We start from the raw sequence: 24,450 nt of genomic DNA, 5'->3' as shown, positions 1-24,450 counted from the left end.
GCCCCGGCGGTGCCGGGCGTCAGGCCGCCGGACGGTGGGCGTACAGGTCCCGCAGGAGCGCGATCTCCGCGCCGTGGTGCAGCATCTCGCGGTTGATGTGCAGGACGAGCGCGGCCATGGGCTCCTTCGCGTACGGTCCCTCGGCCGGGCCGCACGGGTCGGCGAGGCCGCTCTCGCCCAGGCCGCGCACCCCCGCCGTCCACTCCGCGTACGCCGCGTCCAGCCGGTCGAGCGCCGCCGACGCCGTGCTGGGATAGGCGTACGTCATGTAGTCCACAGGCTCCGCCCCGAAGTGCGAGGCGTTACGGGCTCCCAGTACGCCGACGAGGATGTGGCCCAGGCGCCAGGCGATCGTCGTCACCGGCGCGGGCTGCGGCTCCGGGTACGCGTAGTCGATGGTGAAGTCGCCGGAGCCGGCCGCGACCGGCGCGGTGCTCGTGCCGCGCCTGCGCACGTTCCAGCAGTCAGGGACCGGCTCCCAGAAGTACTCGTCGTCGGTCAGACCCGCCAGGCGCGGTCGCAGCTGGTGCTGCCAGTGCCAGTCGAGCTGGTCGGCGAGGAGCGTGTTCCAGTCGAGTGCCATGCGGCTCACCCTAGGGCGAAGGGCGCCGGGCGGCCCGCTGACGGCGGTCCCGGGAAACCGTTTCGCGAGCGGGCCCGGCGAGTCGGTACGATCCGTTAGTGCGTCGCTTATCTCGTGGCGTGCGAAATCCACCTTCAGGCAGGAGAGACCGGTGTCAGACGTCCGTGTGATCATCCATCGCGATTCCGAGCGGGAAGAGCGCGTGGTGACGACGGGCACTACGGCCGCCGACCTCTTCGCCGGTGAGCGCACCATCGTCGCGGCCCGCGTGGACGGCCAGCTCAAGGACCTCGCGTACGCGATCAAGGACGGCGAGAAGGTCGAGCCCGTCGAGATCTCCTCCGAGGACGGCCTGAACATCCTGCGCCACTCGACCGCGCACGTCATGGCGCAGGCCGTGCAGGAGCTGTTCCCCGAGGCCAAGCTGGGCATCGGCCCGCCGGTCAGGGACGGCTTCTACTACGACTTCGACGTCGAGCGGCCGTTCACCCCCGAGGATCTCAAGGCCATCGAAAAGAAGATGCAGGAGATCCAGAAGCGCGGGCAGCGCTTCTCGCGCCGCGTCGTCACCGACGAGGCCGCACGCGAGGAGCTGGCGTCGGAGCCGTACAAGCTGGAGCTCATCGGCCTCAAGGGCTCCGCGTCCTCGGACGACGGGGCGGACGTCGAGGTCGGCGCGGGCGAGCTGACCATCTACGACAACCTCGACGCCAAGACCGGCGACCTGTGCTGGAAGGACCTCTGCCGAGGCCCGCACCTGCCCACCACCCGGAACATCCCGGCGTTCAAGCTGATGCGGAACGCGGCGGCGTACTGGCGCGGCAGCGAGAAGAACCCCATGCTGCAGCGCATCTACGGCACCGCCTGGCCGTCCAAGGACGCGCTGAAGGCGCACCTCGACTTCCTCGCCGAGGCCGAGAAGCGCGACCACCGCAAGCTGGGCAGCGAGCTCGACCTGTTCTCCATCCCCGACCAGATCGGCTCCGGCCTCGCGGTCTTCCACCCCAAGGGCGGCATCATCCGCCGCACCATGGAGGACTACTCGCGGCGGCGCCACGAGGAAGAGGGCTACGAGTTCGTCTACACCCCGCACGCCACCAAAGGGAAGCTCTTCGAGACCTCGGGCCACCTGGACTGGTACGCCGACGGCATGTACCCGCCCATGCAGCTCGACGAGGGCGTGGACTACTACCTCAAGCCCATGAACTGCCCGATGCACAACCTGATCTTCGACGCGCGCGGCCGCTCGTACCGTGAACTGCCGCTGCGCCTCTTCGAGTTCGGGACCGTGTACCGGTACGAGAAGTCGGGCGTCGTGCACGGCCTCACCCGCGCCCGCGGCTTCACCCAGGACGACGCGCACATCTACTGCACCAAGGAGCAGATGGCGGACGAGCTCGACTCGACGCTCACCTTCGTGCTGAACCTGCTGCGCGACTACGGTCTGACCGACTTCTACTTGGAGCTTTCCACCAAGGACCCGGAGAAGTTCGTCGGCTCCGACGAGGTCTGGGAGGAGGCGACCGAGACGCTGCGCAAGGTGGCCGAGAAGCAGGGCCTCCCGCTGGTCCCGGACCCGGGCGGCGCGGCCTTCTACGGCCCGAAGATCTCCGTCCAGGCGAAGGACGCCATCGGCCGCACCTGGCAGATGTCCACCGTGCAGCTGGACTTCAACCTGCCGGAGCGCTTCAACCTCGAGTACACCGGGCCCGACGGCTCCAAGCAGCGGCCGGTCATGATCCACCGCGCGCTGTTCGGCTCGATCGAGCGTTTCTTCGCGGTGCTCCTCGAGCACTACGCGGGTGCGTTCCCGGCGTGGCTGGCGCCCGTGCAGGCCGTCGGCATCCCCGTCGGCGACACCCACGTGCCGTACCTCCAGGAGTTCGCGGCCGAGGCGAAGAAGCGGGGCCTGCGGGTGGAGGTCGACGCCTCATCGGACCGCATGCAGAAGAAGATCCGGAACCAGCAGAAGCAGAAGGTCCCGTTCATGATCATCGTCGGTGACGACGACATGCAGGCCGGGACGGTCTCCTTCCGCTACCGGGACGGTTCGCAGGAGAACGGCATCCCGCGCGACGAGGCGCTCGACAAGATCGTCGACGTGGTGGAGCGCAGGATCCAGGTCTGAGCGCCGCCCGCTTACGTGGGTTCAGGGCCCCGGGGACTTCCCCGGGGCCCTTTCTCCGTGGACGCGCGCCTCGGTACCTCGGGCGCGTGCCTGGTCCTCCCGCGTGAACACCTGGATGAGCCACGACGAGAACGAGCCCGTCACGGCGGCGAGCAGCGCCAGACCGCAGCACATCAGCCCCACCGCGACCAGACGCCCCATGGGTGTCACGGGCACCACGTCGCCGTATCCGACGGTCGCGAGCGTCGAGCACGTCCACCAGACGGCCTCCCCGAAGGTACGGATGCTGGCGCCCGCTGCCGTGTGTTCCGCGTGGTAGACGGCGAGGGCCCCCGTGAAGCCGAGCAGGACCACCGACATGCTCGCGTAGGCCATCACGCGCGCGTACACGGCCAGACGTGGTTCATGGCGCCGCCGCTGCATCGCCTCGTAGAGCCGTACGAAGCGCAGCGGCCGGAGCAGGGGCAGCAGGAGCACGATGGTGTCCAGCCAGTGCTTCCGTACGAACCGCAGGCCTTGGCCGCTCATCCGCCACAGCACCGCATAGTCCACGACGAACAGTGCCCAGGAGGCCATGGTCACTGCGAGGCAGGCGTCGCGCCAGTCCTCGGGCAGGGACTCACCGAGCACCCACACCGCGTAGGCGGCGAGATACGCCAGCGACGCCACACCGAGCGGGATCTCCGTGCGTTGCTCCCAGCGTGCCTGCCTGCTCTCGGTGTGTGACGAGCGGCTGTGGTGGTCCATCCGGCCAGCTTGGCGGGGTGCGGTGCAGGGCCGCCCCGGCGACACGTTCCGAACGGGCGAAGCCATATGCTGCACAGCATGACGAGTGAGCCGGAGCAGCAGATCGGAGTGGGGACGCAGGACGCGTTCCAGCGTTTGTGGACCCCCCACCGGATGGCCTACATCCAGGGCGAGAACAAGCCGACCGGTCCGGGAGCGGACGACGGCTGCCCCTTCTGCTCGATTCCCGGCAAGTCCGACGAGGACGGGCTCGTCGTCGCACGCGGCGAGCACGTGTACGCGGTGCTCAACCTGTACCCGTACAACGGCGGCCACCTGATGGTCGTGCCCTACCGCCACGTGGCCGACTACACGGACCTGACCGGGCCGGAGACCGCCGAGCTCGCCGAGCTCACCAAGCAGGCCATGACGGCGCTGCGCAGCGCCTCCGGGGCGCACGGGTTCAACATCGGCATGAACCAGGGCACGGTGGCGGGGGCCGGCATCGCGGCCCACCTGCATCAGCACATCGTGCCGCGGTGGGGTGGCGACACGAACTTCATGCCGGTTGTCGGCCACACGAAGGTGCTGCCGCAGTTGCTGGCCGATACGCGGAAGATGATCGCGGACGCCTGGCCTGCGGCGTAGCCGACGGGCCAGGGCTCCGCGCCCCCGGAGGGTTTACGCCTCGTACACGTCCGCTGCCGTAGGCGTCGGGTCCTGGATCAGGTTGCTCAGTAGCAGCGAGCGGGTGCCGAACTTCTCCGTGTCGACGCCGTTCTCGGCGAGGACCTTGATCGCCGCGGCGTGCACCACGCGCAGTACGGGTGTGGCGGTGCGCAGTGCGTCGTCGGCCATGAAGCGGTGGCGCCAGGGCTTGTCCGCCCAGGCGTGCCGCAGGCCGAACGGCTCGGGGAGCTTGATCTTGCCGCCCAGGAAGTCGAGCAGGGGCGGATACCAGGTGAAGGGGGCGCGCACCGCGAGGCGGACCACCTCGTCGGGCTCGACGAGGGGCAGCTTCTTCTCCTGGACCTCCCAGAACCTGATCGGCTTGGCGACCTCCTTCACCTTCGCCTTCGGCTTCGTGGTGAAGAGGGAGTGCACAGGCCCCAGTGCGTGCCCGGTGACCTCGATGCGCAACGTCTCGTGCAGCACCGTCACGGTGATCAGCATGGTGATCACCAGCTGGCCGTCCCAGAGCGTGAACTGCACGCCCAGATAGTGGCGGTCACCGCCGCCGAACTGCTGCTCGTTGCAGATGCGCTGGACCTCGTGCGGCCTGATCTGGAAGGCCTCCACGTCCGTGCCGGTCGGCCGGGACACCTCGTCGGCTTTCTCACCGATGGGCGAGACGATCCAGTGCCGCATGGAGGGAGTGGGGAAGCCGCCGGTGTGCAGCGGGCCGCGCTCCAGCATGCGCAGCTGGTCGTGGATGGACCGGATGACGTCCCAGCTGCGGAAGGGGTGGATCTCGGTGCCCTTCTCGCGCGGCACGAGCTCCTCGGCCAGCTGCCAGCTGCCCCAGCGGGTGCCCATCCCCAGGATGCCCTTCGGCCCGGCGTAGAAGACGGTGTTGGACTGCTGCTCGGCGGTCAGCCGGGCCAGGCCCTGGCGGAGCCGCTCGGCCGCCGTCTCGCCGGGACTGCCCGGCACCGCCTCGGGGATCTTGGCGCCGACGCCCCCACCGGCCAGCAGGCTGTCCCAGCGCTCGCGCATGTCCTTGGCGGTGCGCTCGCATATCTGCCTCGCCCAGAACCAGCCCGCCACGGGAGCGACGATCGCAGCGCGCGTGTACCAGGCCCAGAAGCCGTCGAACGGCAGCCGGAGAAGGAAGATCACGGCCAGCACGCCCACGGCGAACAGGACGGCGGTTGCGAGTACGGACGCGCGTTTGTCCTCGGTCTTGGCGACCGTCCTTCTGATCTGGAAGACCAGCAGCCACACCGCGAGTCCCGGCAGGAAAAGCAGCCCGGACAGCACCGTCACTGCCGTGAGCCAGCTGTCGCGCTCACGGCGGAGGCGGTTCGCGGCGAGGCAGTGCTCCACGACAGCCTGCGGTTCGGTCCCGAAGGACTGGATCAGCGGCTTGCGGGCGCCCCCGAGCATCCGGACCTGGACGGCCCGCGCGAAGGCCTCGCCGAGGTTCGGTTTGAAGAGGTCCCACCACAGGCCCTCCTTCACCTCGCACTTGTGCCAGTCGCTGTTGGCCTTGAGGATCTCTTTGACGTCGTTGTCCCGGTACGCGGCCGAGGCGAGCGCCTGCGTCGCCGCCGTCTGGCCCGCTGAGCCCGACAGCGGCACCTGGGCCCCGGGCCTGAAATCGAATACGTCGTCCGCCACTGCCGCCCCCATCGCCGCCGCGCTTCGATGCTGCGGCCCTTCCCGACTTCCTTGCCCCGCACACCTGTTGATCGGCTCATCGGCTTGATCGCCCATCAGCTTGATCAGGTCATCAGCGTATCGGGGAGCACCGACATCCGGCAGTGGGCTTACGGGGGCGCACACGCAGCACGTCAAGTGCGGCGTGTGCAGCGCGAGCAGGGCGAAGGCCGCCAGGCATGTGCGGCGCGAGCAGGCCGAAGGCCGCCAGGCATGTGCGGCGCGAGCAGGCCCAAGGCCGCCCGCCCAGAAGGGGATTGGGCGGATGGCCCCGGCCATCGGACCGCCCGGCCGGGCCTCGGTGTGAGACCCGGCCGGGACGTGTGATTGATCGGACTGCTGGAACTAGGCGGCCTCGCGGGCCTGTTCGCGGACCTTGTCGGCGATCTGCGGCGGCATCGGTTCGTGCCGTGCGTACCGGCGGCTGAACCGCGCGGTGCCGTGCGAGATCGAACGCAGGTCCACCGCGTAACGGTCGATCTCGATCTCGGGGACCTCGGCCCGTACGAGCGTGCGCCCGCCGGGCGCCTGCTCGGTGCCGACCACCCGGCCGCGCCGTCCCGACAGATCGCTCATCACCGGGCCGACGTAGTCGTCGCCGACGAGCACCTGGACCTCGGCGACCGGTTCCAGCAGATGGATCCGCACATCCGATGCCGCCTCCCGCAGTGCGAGGGCGCCCGCCGTCTGGAACGCGGCGTCGGAGGAATCCACCGAGTGCGCCTTGCCGTCGAGGAGCGTGACCCGGACGTCGATGAGCGGATAGCCGGCGGCGACCCCCTTGGCGGCCTGGGCGCGCACGCCCTTCTCGACCGACGGGATGAACTGCCGCGGCACCGCGCCGCCGACGACCTTGTCCACGAACTCGATGCCCGAGCCGCCCGGCAGCGGCTCCACCTCGATCTCGCAGATCGCGTACTGACCGTGACCGCCCGACTGCTTCACATGGCGGCCGCGTGCGGAGGCCTTGCTCCCGAACGTCTCCCGTAGGGAGACCCTGTGCGGTACGACGTCGACCTGCACGCCGTAGCGCCCGCGCAGCCGCTCCAGGACGACGTCCGCGTGCGCCTCGCCCAGGCACCACAGCACCACCTGGTGGGTGTCCTGGTTCTGCTCGAGGCGCAGCGTCGGGTCCTCCGCGACGAGCCGGGCGAGGCCCTGGGAGAGCTTGTCCTCGTCCGCCTTGCTGTGTGCCTGGATGGCCACCGGCAGCAGCGGATCGGGCATGTCCCACGGCTCCATCAGCAGGGGGTCGTCCTTGGCCGACAGGGTGTCGCCCGTCTCGGCACGGCCGAGCTTCGCGACGCACGCGAGATCGCCCGCGATGGCCTGCGAGAGGGTCCGCTGCTGCTTGCCGAACGGCGCCGACAGGGCGCCGATGCGTTCGTCGACGTCGTGATCCTCGTGCCCGCGGTCGGCGAGACCGTGCCCCGAGACGTGCACGGTCAGGTCGGGGTGCAGGGTGCCCGAGAAGATGCGTACCAGGGACACCCGGCCGACGTACGGATCGGATGCCGTCTTGACGACCTCCGCCACCAGCGGCCCGTCCGGATCACACGTGACCTCCGCCCGTGACTTGCCGTCCAGTGTCGTGACCGCCGGGCACTCGTGCTCCATCGGCGTCGGGAAACCGCGGGTGATCAGCTCCAGGAGCTCGACGGTGCCCAGGCCCTGCCGGGCGCCATCGGCGGCGGGCGCGGCGGCCAGCACGGGATGGAAGCTGCCGCGCGCGATGGCGCGCTCCAGGTCCTCGATCAGCGTCTTGACGTCGATCTCCTCGCCGCCGAGATAGCGGTCCATGAGGGTCTCGTCCTCGCTCTCGGCGATAACCCCCTCGATCAGCCGGTTGCGTGCCTCATCGATGAGCGGGAGCTGGTCGGGGCCCGGTTCGGACTCCTTGCGCTCGCCGGATGAGTAGTCGAACAGCCGCTGGGTCAGCAGGCCGATCAGGCCCGTCACGGGCGCGTGCCCGTCCGGTCCCGGCTCGCCGCGCAGCGGCAGGTACAGCGGCAGCACGGCGTCGGGGTCGTCCCCGCCGAACGTCTCAGCGCAGTTACGCGTCATCTCCTCGAAGTCGGCCCGCGCCGCCTCCAGGTGCGTGATCACGATCGCCCGCGGCATGCCGACCGCGGCGCACTCCTCCCACACCATGCGGGTCGAGCCGTCGACGCCGTCGGCCGCCGAGACGACGAAAAGGGCCGCGTCCGCCGCTCGCAGACCGGCCCTCAACTCCCCGACGAAATCGGCGTATCCCGGGGTGTCCAGGATGTTGATCTTGTATCCGTCCCATTCGACGGGAACCAGCGAGAGCTGCACCGAGCGCTGCTGGCGGTGCTCGATCTCGTCGTAGTCGGAGACGGTGCCGCCGTCCTCCACGCGGCCCGCCCGGTTCACCGCCCCCGCGGTCAGCGCGAGGGCCTCCACCAGAGTCGTCTTGCCCGATCCGCTGTGGCCGACCAGAACCACATTCCGTACGGACGAGGGGTGGTCGGCCGTCGCTGCCCTGCCGGCGGCTCCGGAGTGTGCATTCGCCTTGTCGCCCATTTTCCTGCCTCCCGGTTTCGTGCACGGTGAGGTCTGTCAGGGCGTGGACCTGCGGCTTTCCTTCCTCCAGCCATGGGCCGGGGGCACCCCAGCGGTGGCGGCTCCGGCGACGCCCCGATGTTTTCGAGCTTTGCACTCCCGTAACGGTGCGTCCATACGTCGTACGAGATCACCCGGCCTCGACGCTCGGCACTCGCGGCCACGCGCGCGTGGCTACGATGGGCCAGCCGGTGGTCAGCAGGGGCCACGCGGCGCACCGACCGTCTGGAAGGCCATGCTGAACAAGTACGCGCGTGCATTCTTCACGCGTGTCCTCACACCGTTCGCCGCGTTTCTCATCCGCCGAGGGGTGAGCCCCGACACGGTCACGCTCATCGGTACGGCCGGCGTGGTGGCGGGTGCGCTGGTCTTCTACCCCCGGGGCGAGTTCTTCTGGGGCACCGTCGTCATCACGCTGTTCGTCTTCTCGGACCTGGTCGACGGCAACATGGCGCGCCAGCTGGGCCGCTCCAGCCGCTGGGGAGCCTTCCTCGACTCGACCCTCGACCGCGTCGCCGACGGCGCCATCTTCGGTGGCTTCGCGCTCTGGTACGCGGGCACCGGCAACGACAACGTCCTCTGCGCCGTCGCCATCTTCTGCCTGGCCAGCGGCCAGGTCGTGTCGTACACCAAGGCACGTGGAGAATCGATCGGCCTGCCGGTCGCGGTCAACGGTCTCGTCGAGCGCGCCGAGCGGCTGGTGATCTCACTGGTCGCGGCCGGTCTCGCGGGCCTGCACACGTTCGGTGTGCCGGGTATCCAGGTGCTGCTGCCGATCGCCCTGTGGATCGTGGCCGTGGGCAGCCTCGTCACTCTCATCCAGCGCGTGGTGACCGTCCGCAGGGAGTCCGCGGAGGCCGAGGAATCCGCGTCGTCACAGGACTCGCAGGAGAGCGGGGCCGCCTCATGAGCCCTGTCCAGGAGCGGCTTACGGACGCCCTGTACGGACTGGGCTGGGCCACCGTCAAGCAACTCCCCGAGCCCGTCGCCGTGCGGCTCGGCCGGGCCATCGCAGACATCGCGTGGAAGCGCCGCGGCAAGGGCGTGCAGCGGCTCGAGGCCAACCTCGCGCGCGTGGTGCCCGACGCGGGACCCGAGCGCCTCGCCGAGCTCTCCAAGGCGGGCATGCGTTCCTACCTGCGCTACTGGATGGAGTCCTTCCGCCTCCCTGCCTGGAGCAAGGAGCGCGTGAGCGCCGCCTTCGACGCGAAGGACATCCACTACCTGACGGACGGCCTCGCCGAAGGCCGGGGCGTCATACTCGCCCTGCCCCACCTGGCCAACTGGGACCTCGCGGGCGCCTGGGTCACCACGCACCTCGGCGTCCCGTTCACGACCGTCGCGGAGCGGCTGAAGCCGGAGACGCTGTACGACCGGTTCGTCGCCTACCGCGAGAGCCTCGGCATGGAGGTGCTGCCCCACACCGGCGGCGCCGCCTTCGGCACGCTGGCGCGGCGGCTGCGCGCCGGCGGCCTGGTGTGCCTCGTCGCCGACCGGGACCTGTCGGCGTCGGGCGTCGAGGTCCGGTTCTTCGGCGACACCGCGCGGATGCCGGCGGGCCCGGCGATGCTCGCCCAGCAGACCGGTGCGCTGCTGCTGCCGGCCACCCTCTGGTACGACGACTCGACCGCCATGAAGGGATGCGTCCACCGGCCCATTACGGTGCCGGAAACAGGTACCCGGGCCGAGAAGACGTCTGTCATGACACAGGCGCTGGCAGACGCCTTCGCCACGGGGATCGCCGAGCATCCGGAGGACTGGCACATGCTGCAGCGTTTGTGGCTCGCGGACCTGGAGCCCGGGAAGGGGCCGAAGGCCGCGGATCCGGGGGCGCCGGCGTGAGGATCGGCATCGTCTGCCCGTACTCCTGGGACGTGCCGGGCGGCGTCCAGTTCCACATCCGCGACCTGGCCGAGCACCTCATCCGACTCGGGCACGAGGTGTCCGTCCTCGCCCCCGCGGACGACGACACCCCCCTCCCGGGGTACGTCGTGTCGGCGGGCCGGGCGGTCCCCGTGCCGTACAACGGCTCGGTCGCGCGGCTCAACTTCGGTTTTCTCTCCGCGGCGCGGGTGCGGCGCTGGCTGCACGACGGCACCTTCGACGTCATCCACATCCACGAGCCGACGTCGCCCTCGCTGGGGCTGCTCACCTGCTGGGCCGCGCAGGGGCCCATCGTCGCCACCTTCCACACGTCCAACCCGCGGTCCCGGGCGATGATCGCGGCGTATCCGATCCTGCAGCCGGCGCTGGAGAAGATCAGCGCGCGGATCGCGGTGAGCGAGTACGCCCGCCGGACCCTCGTCGAACACCTCGGCGGCGACGCGGTGGTCATCCCCAACGGCGTGGACGTCGACTTCTTCGCCGACGCGCAGCCCAAGGCCGAGTGGCAGGGGCAGACCATCGGCTTCATCGGCCGTATCGACGAGCCCCGGAAGGGGCTTCCGGTGCTGATGAAGGCCCTGCCGAAGATCCTCGCGGAGCGGCCGGAGACCCGGCTCCTCGTCGCCGGGCGCGGCGACGAGGAGGAGGCTGTCGAGACACTGCCCGCGCGGATGCGCGACCGCGTCGAGTTCCTCGGCATGGTCAGCGACGAGGACAAGGCCCGCCTGCTGCGCAGCGTCGACCTGTACGTCGCGCCCAACACCGGCGGTGAGAGCTTCGGGATCATCCTGGTCGAGGCGATGTCCGCGGGCGCGCCCGTCCTCGCCTCCGACCTCGACGCGTTCGCCCAGGTACTGGACCGTGGCAAGGCGGGCGAGCTCTTCACCAACGAGGACGCGGACGCGCTGGCGGCATCGGCCGTACGCCTCCTCGGCGACGCCGAACGCCGCGCAGAACTCCGGGAGCGCGGCAGCACGCACGTGCGCCGCTTCGACTGGTCGACGGTCGGCGCGGACATCCTCGCGGTCTACGAGACGGTCGCGGACGGCGCCGCCTCAGTGGCCGCCGACGAACGCACCGGGCTGCGGGCGCGGTTCGGGCTGGCGCGGGACTGAGCGGCGGGAGCACGGCGCGCACGCGCGCGTGCTTCCCGCTCCGCGGGTGCGGTGCGGTCGCGGTGAGCTGACGCGCAGACCCTTCACTGCCACTCACTGCCACGCCGCGTGTCGCACAGGTCGCCCCGGGCCCGGACGCCCGCGCCGATCGGCGTGCCACCGCCCCGGTAGCCTTGCCGCCCGTGACCTCCACTCTGATCTGGATCGTCGTCGCCCTCGTCGTGGTCGGCCTCTACCTGAGCTGGACCGCGGGCCGTCTCGACAGGCTGCACGCGCGAATCGACGCGGCGCGTGCCGCGCTCGACGCGCAGTTGCTGCGCCGTGCGTCGGTCGCGCAGGAGCTGGCCACCTCGGGCGTACTCGACCCGGCCGCCTCGATCGTGCTCTACGAGGCGGCGCACGCGGCCCGGCAGGCGGAGGAGGAGCAGCGCGAGGTGGCCGAGAGCGAGCTCAGCCAGGCGCTGCGGGCCATCTTCGGCGAGCCCGAGCAGGTCGAGGCGGTTCGGGAGGCGCCCGGTGGCGAGGAGGCCGCCCGAGAGCTGGCCCAGGCGGTACGCCGGGTCCCGATGGCCAGGCGCTTCCACAACGACTCCGTGCGGGCGGCTCGCGCACTGCGCCGGCACCGCAAGGTGAGATGGTTCCGGCTCGCGGGTCACGCGCCGTTCCCGATGGCCTTCGAGATGGACGACGAGCCACCGGTGGCACTGGCGGATCGCGCGGCTTCTTAGGGCGGCGCGGCTTCGGGCGGTACGCCTGCCCCACAGTGGTAAGGGAAAAATGAGCCACCGCGTCACCATTGGCCCTTGATGTGGCCTGCATCGCGACGGTTTCCTCGACGATGCAGAAACTCTCTTCATCGAGTGAGGTCACCCGTGTCCAGCACGCTCCCCAGCACCACCCAGCCCGGCTCCGACACCACCCCGGCGACCGGCACCGCGCGCGTGAAGCGCGGTATGGCCGAGCAGCTCAAGGGTGGCGTGATCATGGACGTCGTCACCCCGGAGCAGGCGAAGATCGCCGAGGACGCGGGCGCCGTCGCCGTCATGGCCCTGGAGCGGGTCCCGGCCGACATCCGCAAGGACGGCGGCGTGGCCCGCATGTCCGACCCGGACATGATCGAGGGCATCATCGACGCCGTCTCGATCCCGGTCATGGCGAAGTCCCGTATCGGCCACTTCGTGGAGGCCCAGGTCCTGCAGTCCCTCGGCGTGGACTACATCGACGAGTCCGAGGTCCTCACCCCGGCCGACGAGGTCAACCACTCCGACAAGTGGGCCTTCACCACCCCCTTCGTCTGCGGTGCCACCAACCTGGGCGAGGCCCTGCGCCGTATCGCCGAGGGCGCGGCCATGATCCGCTCCAAGGGCGAGGCCGGCACCGGCAACGTCGTCGAGGCCGTCCGCCACCTGCGCCAGATCAAGAACGAGATCGCCCGGCTCCGTGGCTACGACAACCACGAGCTGTACGCCGCCGCCAAGGAGCTGCGCGCCCCGTACGAGCTGGTCAAGGAGGTCGCCGAGCTCGGCAAGCTGCCGGTCGTGCTGTTCTCCGCCGGCGGTGTCGCCACCCCGGCCGACGCCGCGTTGATGCGCCAGCTCGGCGCCGAGGGCGTCTTCGTCGGCTCCGGCATCTTCAAGTCGGGCGACCCGGCCAAGCGGGCCGCCGCCATCGTGAAGGCCACCACCTTCTACGACGACCCGAAGATCATCGCGGACGCGTCCCGCAACCTGGGCGAGGCCATGGTCGGCATCAACTGCGACACCCTCCCCGAGGCCGAGCGCTACGCGAACCGCGGCTGGTAACCACATGAGCGGCACACCTGTCATCGGCGTCCTGGCGCTCCAGGGCGACGTACGGGAGCACCTGATCGCCCTGGCCGCGGCCGACGCCGTGGCCAGGCCGGTCCGGCGCCCCGAGGAGCTCGCCGAGATCGACGGCCTGGTCGTCCCCGGCGGCGAGTCCACCACCATCTCCAAGCTGGCCGTCCTGTTCGGCGTGATGGAGCCCCTCCGCGCGCGCGTGCAGGCCGGAATGCCCGTCTACGGCACCTGCGCCGGCATGATCATGCTCGCCGACAAGATCCTCGACCCGCGCTCGGGCCAGGAGACCGTCGGCGGCATCGACATGATCGTGCGCCGCAACGCCTTCGGCCGGCAGAACGAGTCCTTCGAGGCCGCGGTCGACATCGCGGGCATCGAGGGAGGCCCCGTGGAGGGCGTCTTCATCCGCGCCCCCTGGGTGGAGTCCGTCGGCGCCCGCGCCGAGGTGCTCGCCGAGCACGAGGGCCACATCGTCGCCGTACGCCAGGGCAACGCGCTCGCCACGTCCTTCCACCCGGAACTGACCGGCGACCACCGTGTGCACGCCCTGTTCGTGGACATGGTGCACGAGAATCGGAACCCCGGGGCCTTGTAGGATCTCTGGAGTTCGTTTTCAGAGATGGGTTACGCGAAGGAGACAGGCAGATGTCCGGCCACTCTAAATGGGCCACGACGAAGCACAAGAAAGCCGTGATCGACGCCAAGCGCGGCAAGCTCTTCGCGAAGCTCATCAAGAACATCGAGGTCGCGGCCCGCATGGGCGGCGTCGACCTGGAGGGCAACCCGACGCTCTTCGACGCCGTACAGAAGGCGAAGAAGCAGTCGGTTCCGAACAAGAACATCGACTCCGCGATCAAGCGCGGTGGCGGTCTCGAGGCCGGCGGCGCCGACTACGAGACGATCATGTACGAGGGCTACGGCCCGAACGGCGTCGCGGTGCTCATCGAGTGCCTCACCGACAACCGCAACCGCGCCGCATCGGACGTCCGCGTCGCCATGACCCGCAACGGCGGCTCCATGGCCGACCCGGGATCCGTCTCGTACCTGTTCAACCGCAAGGGCGTCGTGATCGTCCCCAAGGGCGACCTCACCGAGGACGACGTTCTGGGTGCCGTGCTCGACGCGGGCGCCGAGGAGGTCAACGACCTCGGCGAGTCCTTCGAGGTGATCAGCGAGGCGACCGACCTGGTCGCGGTCCGCACCGCCCTCCAGGACGCCGGGATCGACTACGACTCCGCCGACGCCAACTTCGTCCCGACCATGCAGGTCGAGCTGGACGAGGAGGGCGCCAAGAAGATCTTCAAGCTGATCGACACGCTCGAGGACAGCGACGACGTGCAGAACGTCTTCGCCAACTTCGACGTCTCCGACGACATCATGGAGAAGGTCGAGGCCTGACGGCCGGAAGGGCCGACGGGCGGCCGCAACTGCCGACGTGCACGGGCCGACGGGACACCACCCGTCGGCCCGTCGCGTTGTCAGTGCCACCCGCTAGCCTGCAACAACGCAGGCAGAGATGGCCGGCAGAGCCGACAGACGCGAGGGGGAGGGGCATACGCGATGCGCGTACTCGGCGTGGACCCGGGGCTGACCCGGTGCGGCGTGGGCGTCGTGGAAGGCGTCGCGGGCCGCCCGCTGACGATGCTGGGCGTCGGCGTGGTGCGTACGCCCGCGGACGCCGACATCGGCCACCGCCTGGTCGCCATCGAGCAGGGCATAGAGCAGTGGCTGGACGAGCACCAGCCCGAATGCGTCGCCGTGGAGCGCGTGTTCAGCCAGCACAACGTGCGTACGGTCATGGGCACCGCCCAGGCCAGCGCGGTCGCCATGCTCTGCGCGTCCCGCCGCGGACTGCCCGTCGCGCTGCACACGCCCAGCGAGGTGAAGGCCGCCGTCACCGGCACAGGCCGCGCCGACAAGGCGCAGGTCGGCGCCATGGTCACCCGCCTCCTGCGGCTCGCCGCACCCCCGAAGCCCGCCGACGCGGCGGACGCCCTCGCCCTCGCCATCTGCCACATCTGGCGCGCGCCCGCGATGAACCGCCTCCAGCAGGCGCACGCGGACGCCCGCCGGGCCCAGGCGCAGACACGGGCCCAGGCACAAGCACAGGCACAAGCACAGGCACAGACACTCGCACGGAAGGTCACCCGATGATCGCCTTCGTCAGCGGCCCGGTCGCCGCCCTCGCTCCGGACGCCGCGGTGGTCGAGGTCGGCGGCATCGGGATGGCCGTCCAGTGCACGCCGAACACCCTCTCCACCCTGCGCATCGGCCAGCAGACGAAGCTGGCCACCTCCCTCGTCGTCCGGGAGGACTCGCTCACGCTCTACGGCTTCGCGGACGACGACGAGCGTCAGACCTTCGAGCTCCTGCAGACGGCCAGCGGCGTGGGACCGCGTCTCGCGCAGGCCATGCTCGCCGTGCACAGCCCGGACGCGCTGCGCCGCGCCGTCGCGACCGGTGACGAGAAGGCCCTCACCGCCGTCCCGGGCATCGGCAAGAAGGGCGCCCAGAAGCTTCTCCTGGAGTTCAGGGATCGCCTCGGCGAGCCCATCGGCACGGGCACGGGGGTCGGCGCCCCCGTCACGTCCGGCTGGCGCGACCAGCTGCACGCGGCGCTGGTCGGTCTCGGCTACGCCACGCGTGAGGCCGACGAAGCGGTCACGGCCGTCACTCCGCAGGCCGAGGCGGCCGGGGGCAACCCGCAGGTGGGCATGTTGCTGAAGGCCGCGCTGCAGACACTGAACCGCACTCGATGAGCCGGGCAGACACCGTGGGCGGCCCGGTGGGCCCGCCGCTTCACCGGCGCCGAGCCACCACGGCGGCACACAAAACCGGCGGGGTGGCCGGCGCGGCGTCCGGCCCCCACCGCCCCGCAGCCACCCACATCCCGGGGCTGGACACCGCCGACGGGTCGTCCGGCCCCCACCGCTGCTCAGCCGCCGACGTCCCGGAGCCGTACACGCACCAACGGCACCGGCCGCATCCCAGCCCCCTGCCCGCGGCTGCGGACCCCAGCGCTTCCCCGCGCCGCCGCACCTCGTGCGTCCCCACCACCCGTACAACAGGCGGCATGCCCGCCACCAACCCGTGAGGCGATCACCCGTGAACTGGGACGACACGTCACCCGTCACCGACGACACCCAGGCCGGCCGACTGGTCGGAGCCGCGGCCGACGGTGAGGACCAGGCCGTCGAGGCGGCGCTGCGGCCGAAGTCGCTGGGCGAGTTCGTCGGCCAGGAACGGGTCCGGGAGCAGCTGGACCTCGTGCTGAAGGCGGCGCGGCAGCGTGGCGCCACAGCCGACCACGTCCTGCTCTCGGGCGCGCCGGGCCTCGGCAAGACCACGCTCTCCATGATCATCGCGGCGGAGATGGGCGCCCCGATCCGCATCACCAGCGGCCCGGCCATCCAGCACGCGGGCGACCTCGCGGCGATCCTCTCCTCCCTCCAGGAGGGAGAGGTCCTCTTCCTCGACGAGATCCACCGCATGTCGCGGCCCGCCGAGGAGATGCTCTACATGGCGATGGAGGACTTCCGCGTCGACGTCATCGTCGGCAAGGGCCCGGGCGCCACCGCCATCCCGCTCGAGCTGCCGCCCTTCACCCTGGTCGGCGCCACCACGCGCGCGGGCCTGCTGCCGCCCCCGTTGCGCGACCGCTTCGGCTTCACCGCGCACATGGAGTTCTACGAACCCGTCGAGCTGGAGCGCGTCATCCACCGCTCCGCGAGCCTGCTGAACGTCGAGATCGAGGCCGACGGGGCTTCCGAGATCGCGGGCCGCTCGCGTGGCACGCCCCGTATCGCCAACCGGCTGCTGCGCCGCGTCCGCGACTACGCCCAGGTCAAGGCCGACGGCGTGATCAGCCGCGACATCGCTGCCGCGGCCCTCGCCGTCTACGAGGTCGACGCCCGGGGCCTCGACCGCCTCGACCGCGCCGTTCTACAGGCTTTGCTCAAGCTTTTCGCCGGCGGACCGGTCGGCCTGTCCACCCTCGCGGTGGCCGTGGGGGAGGAGCGCGAGACAGTCGAAGAAGTGGCCGAACCATTCCTCGTTCGTGAGGGGCTGCTGGCCCGGACACCGCGCGGCCGGGTGGCGACGCCCGCGGCATGGGCCCATCTCGGCCTCACCCCGCCACGCCAGGCGACCGGCGGAAACGGACAACAGGACCTGTTCGGGGCGTGACGACGCGGGCACTGAGCCGGTCAGGAACTACGCTGCCATGCTGAGCGTTGTTCCATCCGTGCGGACTCGCCTAGACTCCGCCGATGCCGCCTCTGCGGGCGGCAGGCCCACCCCCATCCATCAGGCCGCCCCACCAGCGCGGTCGTGCGAAGGAAATTCCGTCCCGTGAATATCGTGACCCTCCTCCCGTTCATCGTGCTCATCGGGGCCATGTTCCTGATGACCCGCTCTGCCAAGAAGAAGCAGCAGCAGGCCGCCAACATGCGCGACCAGATGCAGCCCGGTACCGGCATCCGCACGATCGGCGGCATGTACGCCACGGTCAAGGAGGTCAACACCGACACCGTCCTCCTCGAGGCTGCCCCCGGTGTCCACCTCGTCTTCGCGAAGAACGCGATCGGCGCCGTCCTCGATGACGACGAGTACAACCGCATCGTCCACGGCACCGGCGACGACCTGAAGGTCGACACCCCCGTCGTCCCCGACGACGCTTCCTCCCTCACCGAGACCGACGAGCCCGCCGACGCTTCCGACGACTCGCGCATCGACCTCGGCAAGAAGGACGAGGCCGCCGAGGCCGACGACGCCGAGCCGAAGAAGACCGACGGCGAGTCCGACACGAAGTAGCCACGACCGGGGACCGCGGAGCGCCCGCCTGCGCACCGCGGTCCCCGGGGCGTGCGGATTCGGCACGTCTCGACACCATGTCATGGCCGTATGCGCGTAGATTCGCGCGCAGGACGGTTGGAGAGGAAGAACGAGAAGGTGGCAGCACCGAAGAAGGGCCGGAGAACGAGCGCCCAGAGCAGGCCGGGCCGCTCGCTGGTTCTCATCCTGATCGCCATCGCGGCGCTCACCGGGGGAATGTTCCTTTCCGGGCACACCACTCCGCGTCTCGGCATCGACCTCGCCGGCGGCACCAGCATCACGCTCAAGGCGAAGAGTGAGCCGGGTCAGGAGAACGCGGTCAACCAGACCAACATGAACACGGCCGTGGGCATCATCGAGCGCCGTGTCAACGGTCTCGGTGTCTCCGAGGCCGAGGTGCAGACCCAGGGCAACGACAACATCATCGTCAACATCCCCCGGGGCACCAACGAGAAGCAGGCGCGCGAGCAGGTCGGCACCACCGCCCAGCTCTACTTCCGCCCCGTTCTCGCGACCGAGGTCAGCGGCGCCGAAGCGTCGGCCAGCCCCTCGCCGAGCGCGTCCGGCAGCGCTTCCCCGTCGGCCGACCAGGACAAGGCGACCTCGTCCGACTCCTCCGCCAGCCCCTCGTCCTCCGCGACCCCCTCGGCCGCCGCCACCTCCCAGGGACGCCCGGTCACCGACGCGCTCAAGGCGGACTCCACCGCGTCGCCGAGCGCGAGCGGCTCGCCGTCCGGCAGCGCATCAGCCGCGGCAAGCGCCAGCGCCTCTCCGTCCGCGACCAGCACCTCGGACACCTCCAGCGACCTGCAGCAGCAGTACGCCAAGCTCGACTGCACCGACCCCGCGCAGCGCGCCAAGGCCGGTGACGGCGTCAAGCCGTCCGAGTCGACCGTGGCCTGCGGCACGAACTCGCAGGGCCAGTGGCAGAAGTACGTCCTCGGCCCCGCCGAGGTCGAGGGCACCGACGTGGACGACGCCAAGGCCGTCTACGACACGCAGAACGCCGCGGGCTGGAAAGTCACGATGGAGTTCACCGACGCGGGCGCCAAGAAGTTCGCGGCCATCACGGGCAAGCTCGCGCAGAACCAGTCCCCGCAGAACCAGTTCGCCATCGTGCTCGACGGCGAGGTCGTCTCCGACCCGTACGTCAGCCAGGCACTGACCGGCGGCAGCGCCGAGATCTCCGGCAACTTCAACCAGGAGTCCGCGGAGAGCCTGGCCAACGTGCTTTCCTACGGTGCCCTGCCGCTCTCCTTCGAGGAGCAGAGCGTCACCACCGTCACCGCCGCCCTCGGCGGCGAGCAGCTGCACGCGGGCCTGATCGCCGGTGCCATCGGCCTCGCGCTGGTCATCATCTACCTGGTGGTCTACTACCGCGGTCTGTCGCTCATCGCCATCGCGTCGCTGCTGGTCTCGGCCGCACTGACGTACACGCTCATGGCTCTGCTCGGCCCCACCATCGGCTTCGCGCTCAACCTGCCGGCGGTCTGCGGTGCCATCGTCGCGATCGGCATCACAGCGGACTCGTTCATCGTGTACTTCGAGCGCATCAGGGACGAGATCCGCGAGGGCCGCACGCTGCGACCCGCCGTCGAGCGGGCCTGGCCGCGCGCCCGGCGCACCATCCTGGTCTCCGACTTCGTGTCGTTCCTCGCCGCCGCGGTGCTCTTCATCGTCACCGTCGGCAAGGTGCAGGGCTTCGCGTTCACGCTCGGCCTGACCACCCTGCTCGACGTGGTCGTCGTCTTCCTCTTCACCAAGCCGCTGATGACGATCCTCGCCCGCAGCAAGTTCTTCGGCAGCGGCCACACGTGGTCCGGCCTGGACCCGAAGCGGCTCGGCGCCAAGCCCCCGCTGCGCCGCACCCGCCGCGTATCCGCCCCCGTCGACCCCAAGGAGGCCTGAGATGTCGCGACTCGGCACTCTCGGCGCCAGGCTCCACCGCGGCGAGGTCGGCTACGACTTCGTCGGCAAGCGCAAGATCTGGTACGGCATCTCGCTCCTGATCACCGTTGCGGCCATCCTCGGCCTCACGGTGAAGGGGCTCAACATGGGCATCGAGTTCCAGGGCGGCGCCGTCTTCACCACCCCGAAGACGAGCGTCTCCGCCTCCCAGGCCGAGCAGAAGGCGGAGGAGGCCGCCGGGCACGACGCCATCGTCCAGGAGCTCGGCACCGGCGGTCTGCGCATCCAGATCAGCGGCGTGGACACCGCCAAGTCCGACGCGATCAAGGCGGAGCTCGCCAAGGAGCTCGACCTCAAGTCGGACGACATCAACGCCGACCTCGTGGGCCCCAGTTGGGGTGAGCAGATCGCCAACAAGGCCTGGACCGGCCTCGGGATCTTCATGGTCCTCGTGGTGATCTATCTGGCGATCGCCTTCGAATGGCGCATGGCCGTGGCCGCACTGGTCGCGCTGATCCACGACATCACCATCACGGTCGGGATCTACGCCCTGGTCGGCTTCGAGGTGACCCCGGGCACCGTGATCGGTCTGCTGACGATCCTCGGTTACTCGCTCTACGACACGGTCGTCGTCTTCGACTCCCTGAAGGAGAGCTCGAAGGACATCACCAAGCAGACCCGCTGGACGTACAGCGAGGTCGCCAACCGCTCCATCAACGCCACGCTGGTGCGTTCCATCAACACCACGGTGGTCGCCCTGCTGCCCGTCGGGGGCCTGCTGTTCATCGGCGGCGGCGTCCTCGGCGCGGGCATGCTCAACGACATCTCGCTGTCGCTGTTCGTCGGCCTCGCCGCCGGTGCGTACTCGTCGATCTTCATCGCCACGCCGCTCGTCGCCGAGCTCAAGGAGCGCGAGCCGCAGATGAAGGCCCTGAAGAAGCGGGTGCTCGCCAAGCGCGAGGCGGCCGCCGAGAAGGGCGAGACGCCGGAAGCCGCGGCGCCCGGCGCCACGGAGCCCGGAGACGCCGAGCCGGAGGACGCGGCCCACGCGGTCGTCGGCCCCCGCACCCAGCCCGTCTCCCGCAGTCGCGGCCGCGGCCGACCCTCGGGGAAGCGCCGATGAGCGAGAACACCGCACTCAAGGAACTGCTGCTCAGTCGTATCCGGGACGTGGCGGACTACCCGAAGCCGGGCGTGATGTTCAAGGACATCACGCCGCTCCTGGCCGACCCGAAGGCGTTCACCGCGCTCACCGACACGCTGGCCGAGTTCTGCGTGGAGAACGGCGCCACGAAGGTGGTCGGTCTGGAGGCCCGCGGATTCATCCTGGCCGCCCCGGCAGCGGTCCGTGCCGGCATCGGCTTCATCCCCGTGCGCAAGGCAGGCAAGCTCCCCGGCGCGACGCTCCGCCAGGCGTACGACCTGGAGTACGGCTCGGCCGAGATCGAGGTGCACGCCGAGGACCTGGTCGCGGGCGACCGCGTCATGGTCATCGACGACGTGCTCGCCACCGGCGGCACCGCCGAGGCGTCGCTGCAGCTCATCCGTCGCGCCGGGGCCGAGGTCGCCGGCGTGATCATGCTGATGGAGCTGGGCTTCCTCGGCGGCCGCGCGCGCCTGGAGAGCGCCCTGGACGGTGCACCGCTGGAGTCGCTGCTCATCGTCTGAACACCTGGTCGACCTGGTCGTCGCAGGGAGGGGCGGGCCTCGGAGGAATCCGGGACCCGCCTCTCGCGTTTCACAGCTACGAGGCCGTCTCACCGGCCGAGGACGAACCGGAAGCCGGGGATCGATACCATGGGCTTCCGGGGCCTGACCGGGGGACCCGGAACGCGCACGAGGAGCCCTCTTGCCAGACGAGGCCCAGCCACTCTCCCCCAGTGCCGAACGCCTGGGGGCACCCCCAGCCGCCAAGGCCGACCAGACGCAGCCGGGCCAGGCCACGGCGGCCTCAGCCTTGCCCGCGAAGACCGGGAGCACCGCTCAGGACCGGGCGTCCGCAGAGCACGCGAAGCCGGCTGCCGCCCAGGGGCCTGGGGCCGCGCAGAGCGGCCGGGAGGCCGAATCGGCGCGACCCAAGCCCCCGGCGGAACAGCCGCGCCCCAAGCCGGCGGCTGAACGCCCCGCCCCCACCCCGCCGCCCGCGGCCCGGCCGGCCGGCCCGCCGGCTCGCTCCGGCTCCTCCAACCGCGTACGCGCCCGTCTCGCACGCCTCGGCGTCCAGCGGTCCAACCCCTACAACCCGGTCCTGGAGCCGCTGCTGCGTATAGTCCGCAGCAACGACCCCAAGATCGAGACGTCGACTCTCCGCCAGATCGAGCGCGCCTACCAGGTCGCCGAGCGCTGGCACCGCGGCCAGAAGCGCAAGAGCGGCGACCCGTACATCACGCACCCGCTCGCGGTGACGACGATCCTCGCCGAGCTCGGCATGGACCCGGCCACGCTGATGGCGGGCCTGCTGCACGACACGGTCGAGGACACCGAGTACGGCCTGGACGCGCTGCGCCGCGACTTCGGCGACCAGGTCGCCCTGCTCGTCGACGGCGTCACCAAGCTGGACAAGGTCAAGTTCGGCGAGGCCGCGCAGGCCGAGACCGTGCGCAAGATGGTCGTCGCCATGGCCAAGGACCCGCGAGTCCTGGTCATCAAGCTCGCCGACCGCCTGCACAACATGCGCACCATGCGCTACCTGAAGCGCGAGAAGCAGGAGAAGAAGGCCCGCGAGACCCTGGAGATCTACGCCCCGCTGGCGCACCGGCTGGGCATGAACACCATCAAGTGGGAGCTCGAGGACCTCGCCTTCGCGATCCTCTACCCGAAGATGTACGACGAGATCGTCCGTCTCGTCGCCGAGCGCGCCCCCAAGCGCGACGAGTACCTCGCCATAGTCACCGACGAGGTCCAGTCCGACCTGCGTGCCGCCCGAATCAAGGCCACCGTCACCGGTCGGCCGAAGCACTACTACAGCGTCTACCAGAAGATGATCGTCCGCGGCCGTGACTTCGCGGAGATCTACGACCTGGTGGGCATCCGTGTCCTGGTCGACACGGTCCGCGACTGCTACGCGGCGCTCGGCACCGTACATGCGCGATGGAACCCGGTCCCCGGCCGGTTCAAGGACTACATCGCGATGCCGAAGTTCAACATGTACCAGTCGCTGCACACGACGGTCATCGGCCCCAACGGCAAGCCGGTCGAACTCCAGATCCGTACGTTCGACATGCACCGCCGCGCCGAGTACGGCATCGCGGCGCACTGGAAGTACAAGCAGGAAGCCGTCGCGGGCGCCTCCAAGGTGCGCACCGACACCCCGAAGAGCGGTGCCGGCAGGTCCGGCAAGGACAGCGCAGCCGTCAACGACATGGCGTGGCTGCGCCAGCTGCTCGACTGGCAGAAGGAGACCGAGGACCCGAGCGAGTTCCTCGAGTCCCTGCGCTTCGACCTGTCGCGCAACGAGGTCTTCGTGTTCACGCCGAAGGGCGACGTCATAGCGCTCCCCGCGGGCGCGACCCCCGTCGACTTCGCGTACGCCGTGCACACCGAGGTCGGCCATCGCACCATCGGCGCCCGCGTCAACGGCCGCCTCGTACCGCTCGAGTCGACCCTGGACAACGGCGACCTGGTGGAGGTCTTCACCTCCAAGGCGGCCGGTGCCGGGCCGTCGCGCGACTGGCTGGGCTTCGTCAAGTCGCCGCGGGCCAGGAACAAGATCCGCGCCTGGTTCTCCAAGGAGCGCCGCGACGAGGCGATCGAGCAGGGCAAGGACGCCATCGCGCGCGCCATGCGCAAGCAGAACCTGCCGATCCAGCGCATCCTCACCGGCGACTCGCTGGTCACGCTCGCCCACGAGATGCGCTACCCGGACATCTCGTCCCTGTACGCGGCGATCGGCGAGGGCCATGTGGCCGCGCAGAACGTCGTGCAGAAGCTCGTCCAGGCGCTCGGCGGCGAGGAGGCCGCAACCGAGGACATCGCCGAGAGCGCACCGCCGACCCGCGGGCGCGGCCGCAAGCGCCGCTCCAGCGCGGACCCGGGCGTCGTGGTCAAGGGCGTCGACGACGTGTGGGTCAAGCTGGCCCGCTGCTGTACGCCGGTGCCGGGCGACCCGATCATCGGCTTCGTCACGCGCGGCAGCGGCGTATCGGTTCACCGCAGCGACTGCGTCAACATCGAGTCGCTGTCCAGGGAGCCCGAGCGGATCCTCGACGTCGAGTGGGCGCCCACCCAGTCGTCGGTGTTCCTGGTGGCCATTCAGGTCGAGGCGCTGGACCGCTCGCGGCTCCTCTCGGACGTCACGCGCGTCCTGTCCGACCAGCACGTGAACATCCTGTCGGCGGCCGTCCAGACCTCCCGCGACCGCGTCGCGACCTCCCGCTTCACCTTCGAGATGGGCGACCCCAAGCACCTCGGACACGTCCTGAAGGCGGTCAGGGGAGTGGAGGGCGTCTACGACGTGTACCGGGTGACGTCGGCGCGCAGGCCCTGACCGAC

At 70.3% G+C, this 24,450-nt stretch carries 22 protein-coding genes; 18 read left to right on the top strand and 4 right to left on the bottom strand.

Annotation, left to right across the window (positions count from 1 at the left end):
* Positions 1-19: 19 nt before the first annotated feature.
* Positions 20-583, bottom strand: a complete 564-nt coding sequence (locus tag ABT009_RS05440; protein ID WP_351289827.1) for a DinB family protein — start codon at positions 581-583, stop codon at positions 20-22.
* Positions 584-734: 151 nt separating this feature from the next.
* On the opposite strand from ABT009_RS05440, the gene thrS reads away from it, so the two are divergent.
* On the top strand, positions 735-2,711 hold the full coding sequence (thrS, locus tag ABT009_RS05435; RefSeq protein WP_351289825.1) for a threonine--tRNA ligase: 1,977 nt from the start codon (positions 735-737) through the stop codon (positions 2,709-2,711).
* A gap of 21 nt (positions 2,712-2,732) precedes the next feature.
* On the opposite strand, the gene ABT009_RS05430 is transcribed toward thrS, so the two are convergent.
* On the bottom strand, positions 2,733-3,458 hold the full coding sequence (locus ABT009_RS05430) for a potassium channel family protein (RefSeq protein ID WP_351289823.1): 726 nt from the start codon (positions 3,456-3,458) through the stop codon (positions 2,733-2,735).
* 66 nt (positions 3,459-3,524) lie between these two features.
* On the opposite strand from ABT009_RS05430, the gene ABT009_RS05425 reads away from it, so the two are divergent.
* Positions 3,525-4,085: an HIT family protein gene (locus ABT009_RS05425; protein ID WP_351289821.1), complete on the top strand. Its 561-nt coding sequence runs from the start codon at positions 3,525-3,527 to the stop codon at positions 4,083-4,085.
* Between the two features lie 33 nt (positions 4,086-4,118).
* Here the strand turns inward: ABT009_RS05425 and ABT009_RS05420 are convergent, their stop codons facing one another.
* Positions 4,119-5,789: an AbeC-like domain-containing protein gene (locus ABT009_RS05420; protein ID WP_351289819.1), complete on the bottom strand. Its 1,671-nt coding sequence runs from the start codon at positions 5,787-5,789 to the stop codon at positions 4,119-4,121.
* A 372-nt stretch (positions 5,790-6,161) separates the two neighbouring features.
* The gene (locus ABT009_RS05415; RefSeq protein ID WP_351289817.1) at positions 6,162-8,360 is read right to left on the bottom strand and encodes an elongation factor G-like protein EF-G2; all 2,199 of its coding nucleotides are present in this window, start codon (positions 8,358-8,360) and stop codon (positions 6,162-6,164) included.
* 274 nt (positions 8,361-8,634) lie between these two features.
* Between ABT009_RS05415 and pgsA the strand changes: the two genes are divergently transcribed.
* The 16 genes from pgsA (at position 8,635) to ABT009_RS05335 (ending at position 24,445) form a co-directional block, all read left to right on the top strand.
* On the top strand, positions 8,635-9,309 hold the full coding sequence (pgsA, locus tag ABT009_RS05410) for a phosphatidylinositol phosphate synthase (protein ID WP_351289815.1): 675 nt from the start codon (positions 8,635-8,637) through the stop codon (positions 9,307-9,309).
* The gene (locus tag ABT009_RS05405) at positions 9,306-10,241 is read left to right on the top strand and encodes a phosphatidylinositol mannoside acyltransferase (RefSeq protein ID WP_351289814.1); all 936 of its coding nucleotides are present in this window, start codon (positions 9,306-9,308) and stop codon (positions 10,239-10,241) included. Before pgsA ends, ABT009_RS05405 begins: the two co-directional genes overlap by 4 nt.
* Positions 10,238-11,398 carry a glycosyltransferase family 4 protein gene (locus ABT009_RS05400; RefSeq protein WP_351289812.1) on the top strand — a complete coding sequence of 387 codons (1,161 nt, stop codon included), beginning with the start codon at positions 10,238-10,240 and terminating at the stop codon, positions 11,396-11,398. Before ABT009_RS05405 ends, ABT009_RS05400 begins: the two co-directional genes overlap by 4 nt.
* A gap of 182 nt (positions 11,399-11,580) precedes the next feature.
* Positions 11,581-12,126, top strand: coding sequence for a hypothetical protein (locus ABT009_RS05395; RefSeq protein WP_351289810.1), 546 nt, complete (start codon positions 11,581-11,583; stop codon positions 12,124-12,126).
* A gap of 144 nt (positions 12,127-12,270) precedes the next feature.
* Positions 12,271-13,200, top strand: coding sequence for a pyridoxal 5'-phosphate synthase lyase subunit PdxS (gene pdxS, locus ABT009_RS05390; protein WP_351289808.1), 930 nt, complete (start codon positions 12,271-12,273; stop codon positions 13,198-13,200).
* A gap of 4 nt (positions 13,201-13,204) precedes the next feature.
* The gene (gene pdxT / locus ABT009_RS05385; RefSeq protein WP_351289806.1) at positions 13,205-13,813 is read left to right on the top strand and encodes a pyridoxal 5'-phosphate synthase glutaminase subunit PdxT; all 609 of its coding nucleotides are present in this window, start codon (positions 13,205-13,207) and stop codon (positions 13,811-13,813) included.
* Positions 13,814-13,863: 50 nt separating this feature from the next.
* Positions 13,864-14,616: a YebC/PmpR family DNA-binding transcriptional regulator gene (locus ABT009_RS05380; RefSeq protein ID WP_351289804.1), complete on the top strand. Its 753-nt coding sequence runs from the start codon at positions 13,864-13,866 to the stop codon at positions 14,614-14,616.
* Positions 14,617-14,778: 162 nt separating this feature from the next.
* Complete coding sequence (gene ruvC / locus ABT009_RS05375) at positions 14,779-15,372, top strand: crossover junction endodeoxyribonuclease RuvC (RefSeq protein ID WP_351289802.1); 594 nt, start codon at positions 14,779-14,781, stop codon at positions 15,370-15,372.
* Positions 15,369-15,977, top strand: a complete 609-nt coding sequence (gene ruvA / locus ABT009_RS05370; protein WP_351289800.1) for a Holliday junction branch migration protein RuvA — start codon at positions 15,369-15,371, stop codon at positions 15,975-15,977. The genes ruvC and ruvA overlap by 4 nt, the downstream gene beginning before the upstream one ends.
* On the top strand, positions 15,974-16,312 hold the full coding sequence (locus tag ABT009_RS05365; protein WP_351289798.1) for a hypothetical protein: 339 nt from the start codon (positions 15,974-15,976) through the stop codon (positions 16,310-16,312). Before ruvA ends, ABT009_RS05365 begins: the two co-directional genes overlap by 4 nt.
* Before the next feature lie 11 nt (positions 16,313-16,323).
* Positions 16,324-17,403, top strand: coding sequence for a Holliday junction branch migration DNA helicase RuvB (ruvB, locus tag ABT009_RS05360; protein WP_351289796.1), 1,080 nt, complete (start codon positions 16,324-16,326; stop codon positions 17,401-17,403).
* Between the two features lie 165 nt (positions 17,404-17,568).
* Complete coding sequence (gene yajC / locus ABT009_RS05355; RefSeq protein ID WP_351289794.1) at positions 17,569-18,030, top strand: preprotein translocase subunit YajC; 462 nt, start codon at positions 17,569-17,571, stop codon at positions 18,028-18,030.
* 138 nt (positions 18,031-18,168) lie between these two features.
* A complete protein-coding gene (gene secD / locus ABT009_RS05350; RefSeq protein ID WP_351289792.1) occupies positions 18,169-19,959 on the top strand; it encodes a protein translocase subunit SecD in 1,791 nt (596 codons plus the stop codon).
* A gap of 1 nt (position 19,960) precedes the next feature.
* Positions 19,961-21,082 carry a protein translocase subunit SecF gene (gene secF, locus ABT009_RS05345; RefSeq protein WP_351289790.1) on the top strand — a complete coding sequence of 374 codons (1,122 nt, stop codon included), beginning with the start codon at positions 19,961-19,963 and terminating at the stop codon, positions 21,080-21,082.
* Positions 21,079-21,627 carry an adenine phosphoribosyltransferase gene (locus ABT009_RS05340; protein ID WP_351289788.1) on the top strand — a complete coding sequence of 183 codons (549 nt, stop codon included), beginning with the start codon at positions 21,079-21,081 and terminating at the stop codon, positions 21,625-21,627. The genes secF and ABT009_RS05340 overlap by 4 nt, the downstream gene beginning before the upstream one ends.
* A 181-nt stretch (positions 21,628-21,808) precedes the next feature.
* A complete protein-coding gene (locus tag ABT009_RS05335; RefSeq protein ID WP_502989820.1) occupies positions 21,809-24,445 on the top strand; it encodes a RelA/SpoT family protein in 2,637 nt (878 codons plus the stop codon).
* The last annotated feature ends 5 nt before the right edge of the window (positions 24,446-24,450 follow it).

This window comes from Streptomyces sp. NPDC002896 (assembly GCF_040295225.1).
Lineage (GTDB): Bacteria > Actinomycetota > Actinomycetes > Streptomycetales > Streptomycetaceae > Streptomyces.
Note: the sequence above shows the minus strand (reverse complement) of the source record. Positions and strands in the feature narration are given on the sequence as shown.

Coding starts and splice junctions, on each gene's coding strand:
- ruvC (WP_351289802.1), top strand. CDS start 14,779: ATGCGCGTACTCGGCGTGGACCCGGGGCTGACCCGGTGCGGCGTGGGC.
- secF (WP_351289790.1), top strand. CDS start 19,961: ATGTCGCGACTCGGCACTCTCGGCGCCAGGCTCCACCGCGGCGAGGTC.
- ABT009_RS05340 (WP_351289788.1), top strand. CDS start 21,079: ATGAGCGAGAACACCGCACTCAAGGAACTGCTGCTCAGTCGTATCCGG.
- pdxT (WP_351289806.1), top strand. CDS start 13,205: ATGAGCGGCACACCTGTCATCGGCGTCCTGGCGCTCCAGGGCGACGTA.
- ABT009_RS05440 (WP_351289827.1), bottom strand. CDS start 583: ATGGCACTCGACTGGAACACGCTCCTCGCCGACCAGCTCGACTGGCAC.
- ABT009_RS05380 (WP_351289804.1), top strand. CDS start 13,864: ATGTCCGGCCACTCTAAATGGGCCACGACGAAGCACAAGAAAGCCGTG.
- ABT009_RS05365 (WP_351289798.1), top strand. CDS start 15,974: ATGAGCCGGGCAGACACCGTGGGCGGCCCGGTGGGCCCGCCGCTTCAC.
- ruvA (WP_351289800.1), top strand. CDS start 15,369: ATGATCGCCTTCGTCAGCGGCCCGGTCGCCGCCCTCGCTCCGGACGCC.
- ABT009_RS05425 (WP_351289821.1), top strand. CDS start 3,525: ATGCTGCACAGCATGACGAGTGAGCCGGAGCAGCAGATCGGAGTGGGG.
- ABT009_RS05420 (WP_351289819.1), bottom strand. CDS start 5,789: ATGGGGGCGGCAGTGGCGGACGACGTATTCGATTTCAGGCCCGGGGCC.
- ABT009_RS05430 (WP_351289823.1), bottom strand. CDS start 3,458: ATGGACCACCACAGCCGCTCGTCACACACCGAGAGCAGGCAGGCACGC.
- ABT009_RS05415 (WP_351289817.1), bottom strand. CDS start 8,360: ATGGGCGACAAGGCGAATGCACACTCCGGAGCCGCCGGCAGGGCAGCG.
- ABT009_RS05405 (WP_351289814.1), top strand. CDS start 9,306: ATGAGCCCTGTCCAGGAGCGGCTTACGGACGCCCTGTACGGACTGGGC.
- pgsA (WP_351289815.1), top strand. CDS start 8,635: ATGCTGAACAAGTACGCGCGTGCATTCTTCACGCGTGTCCTCACACCG.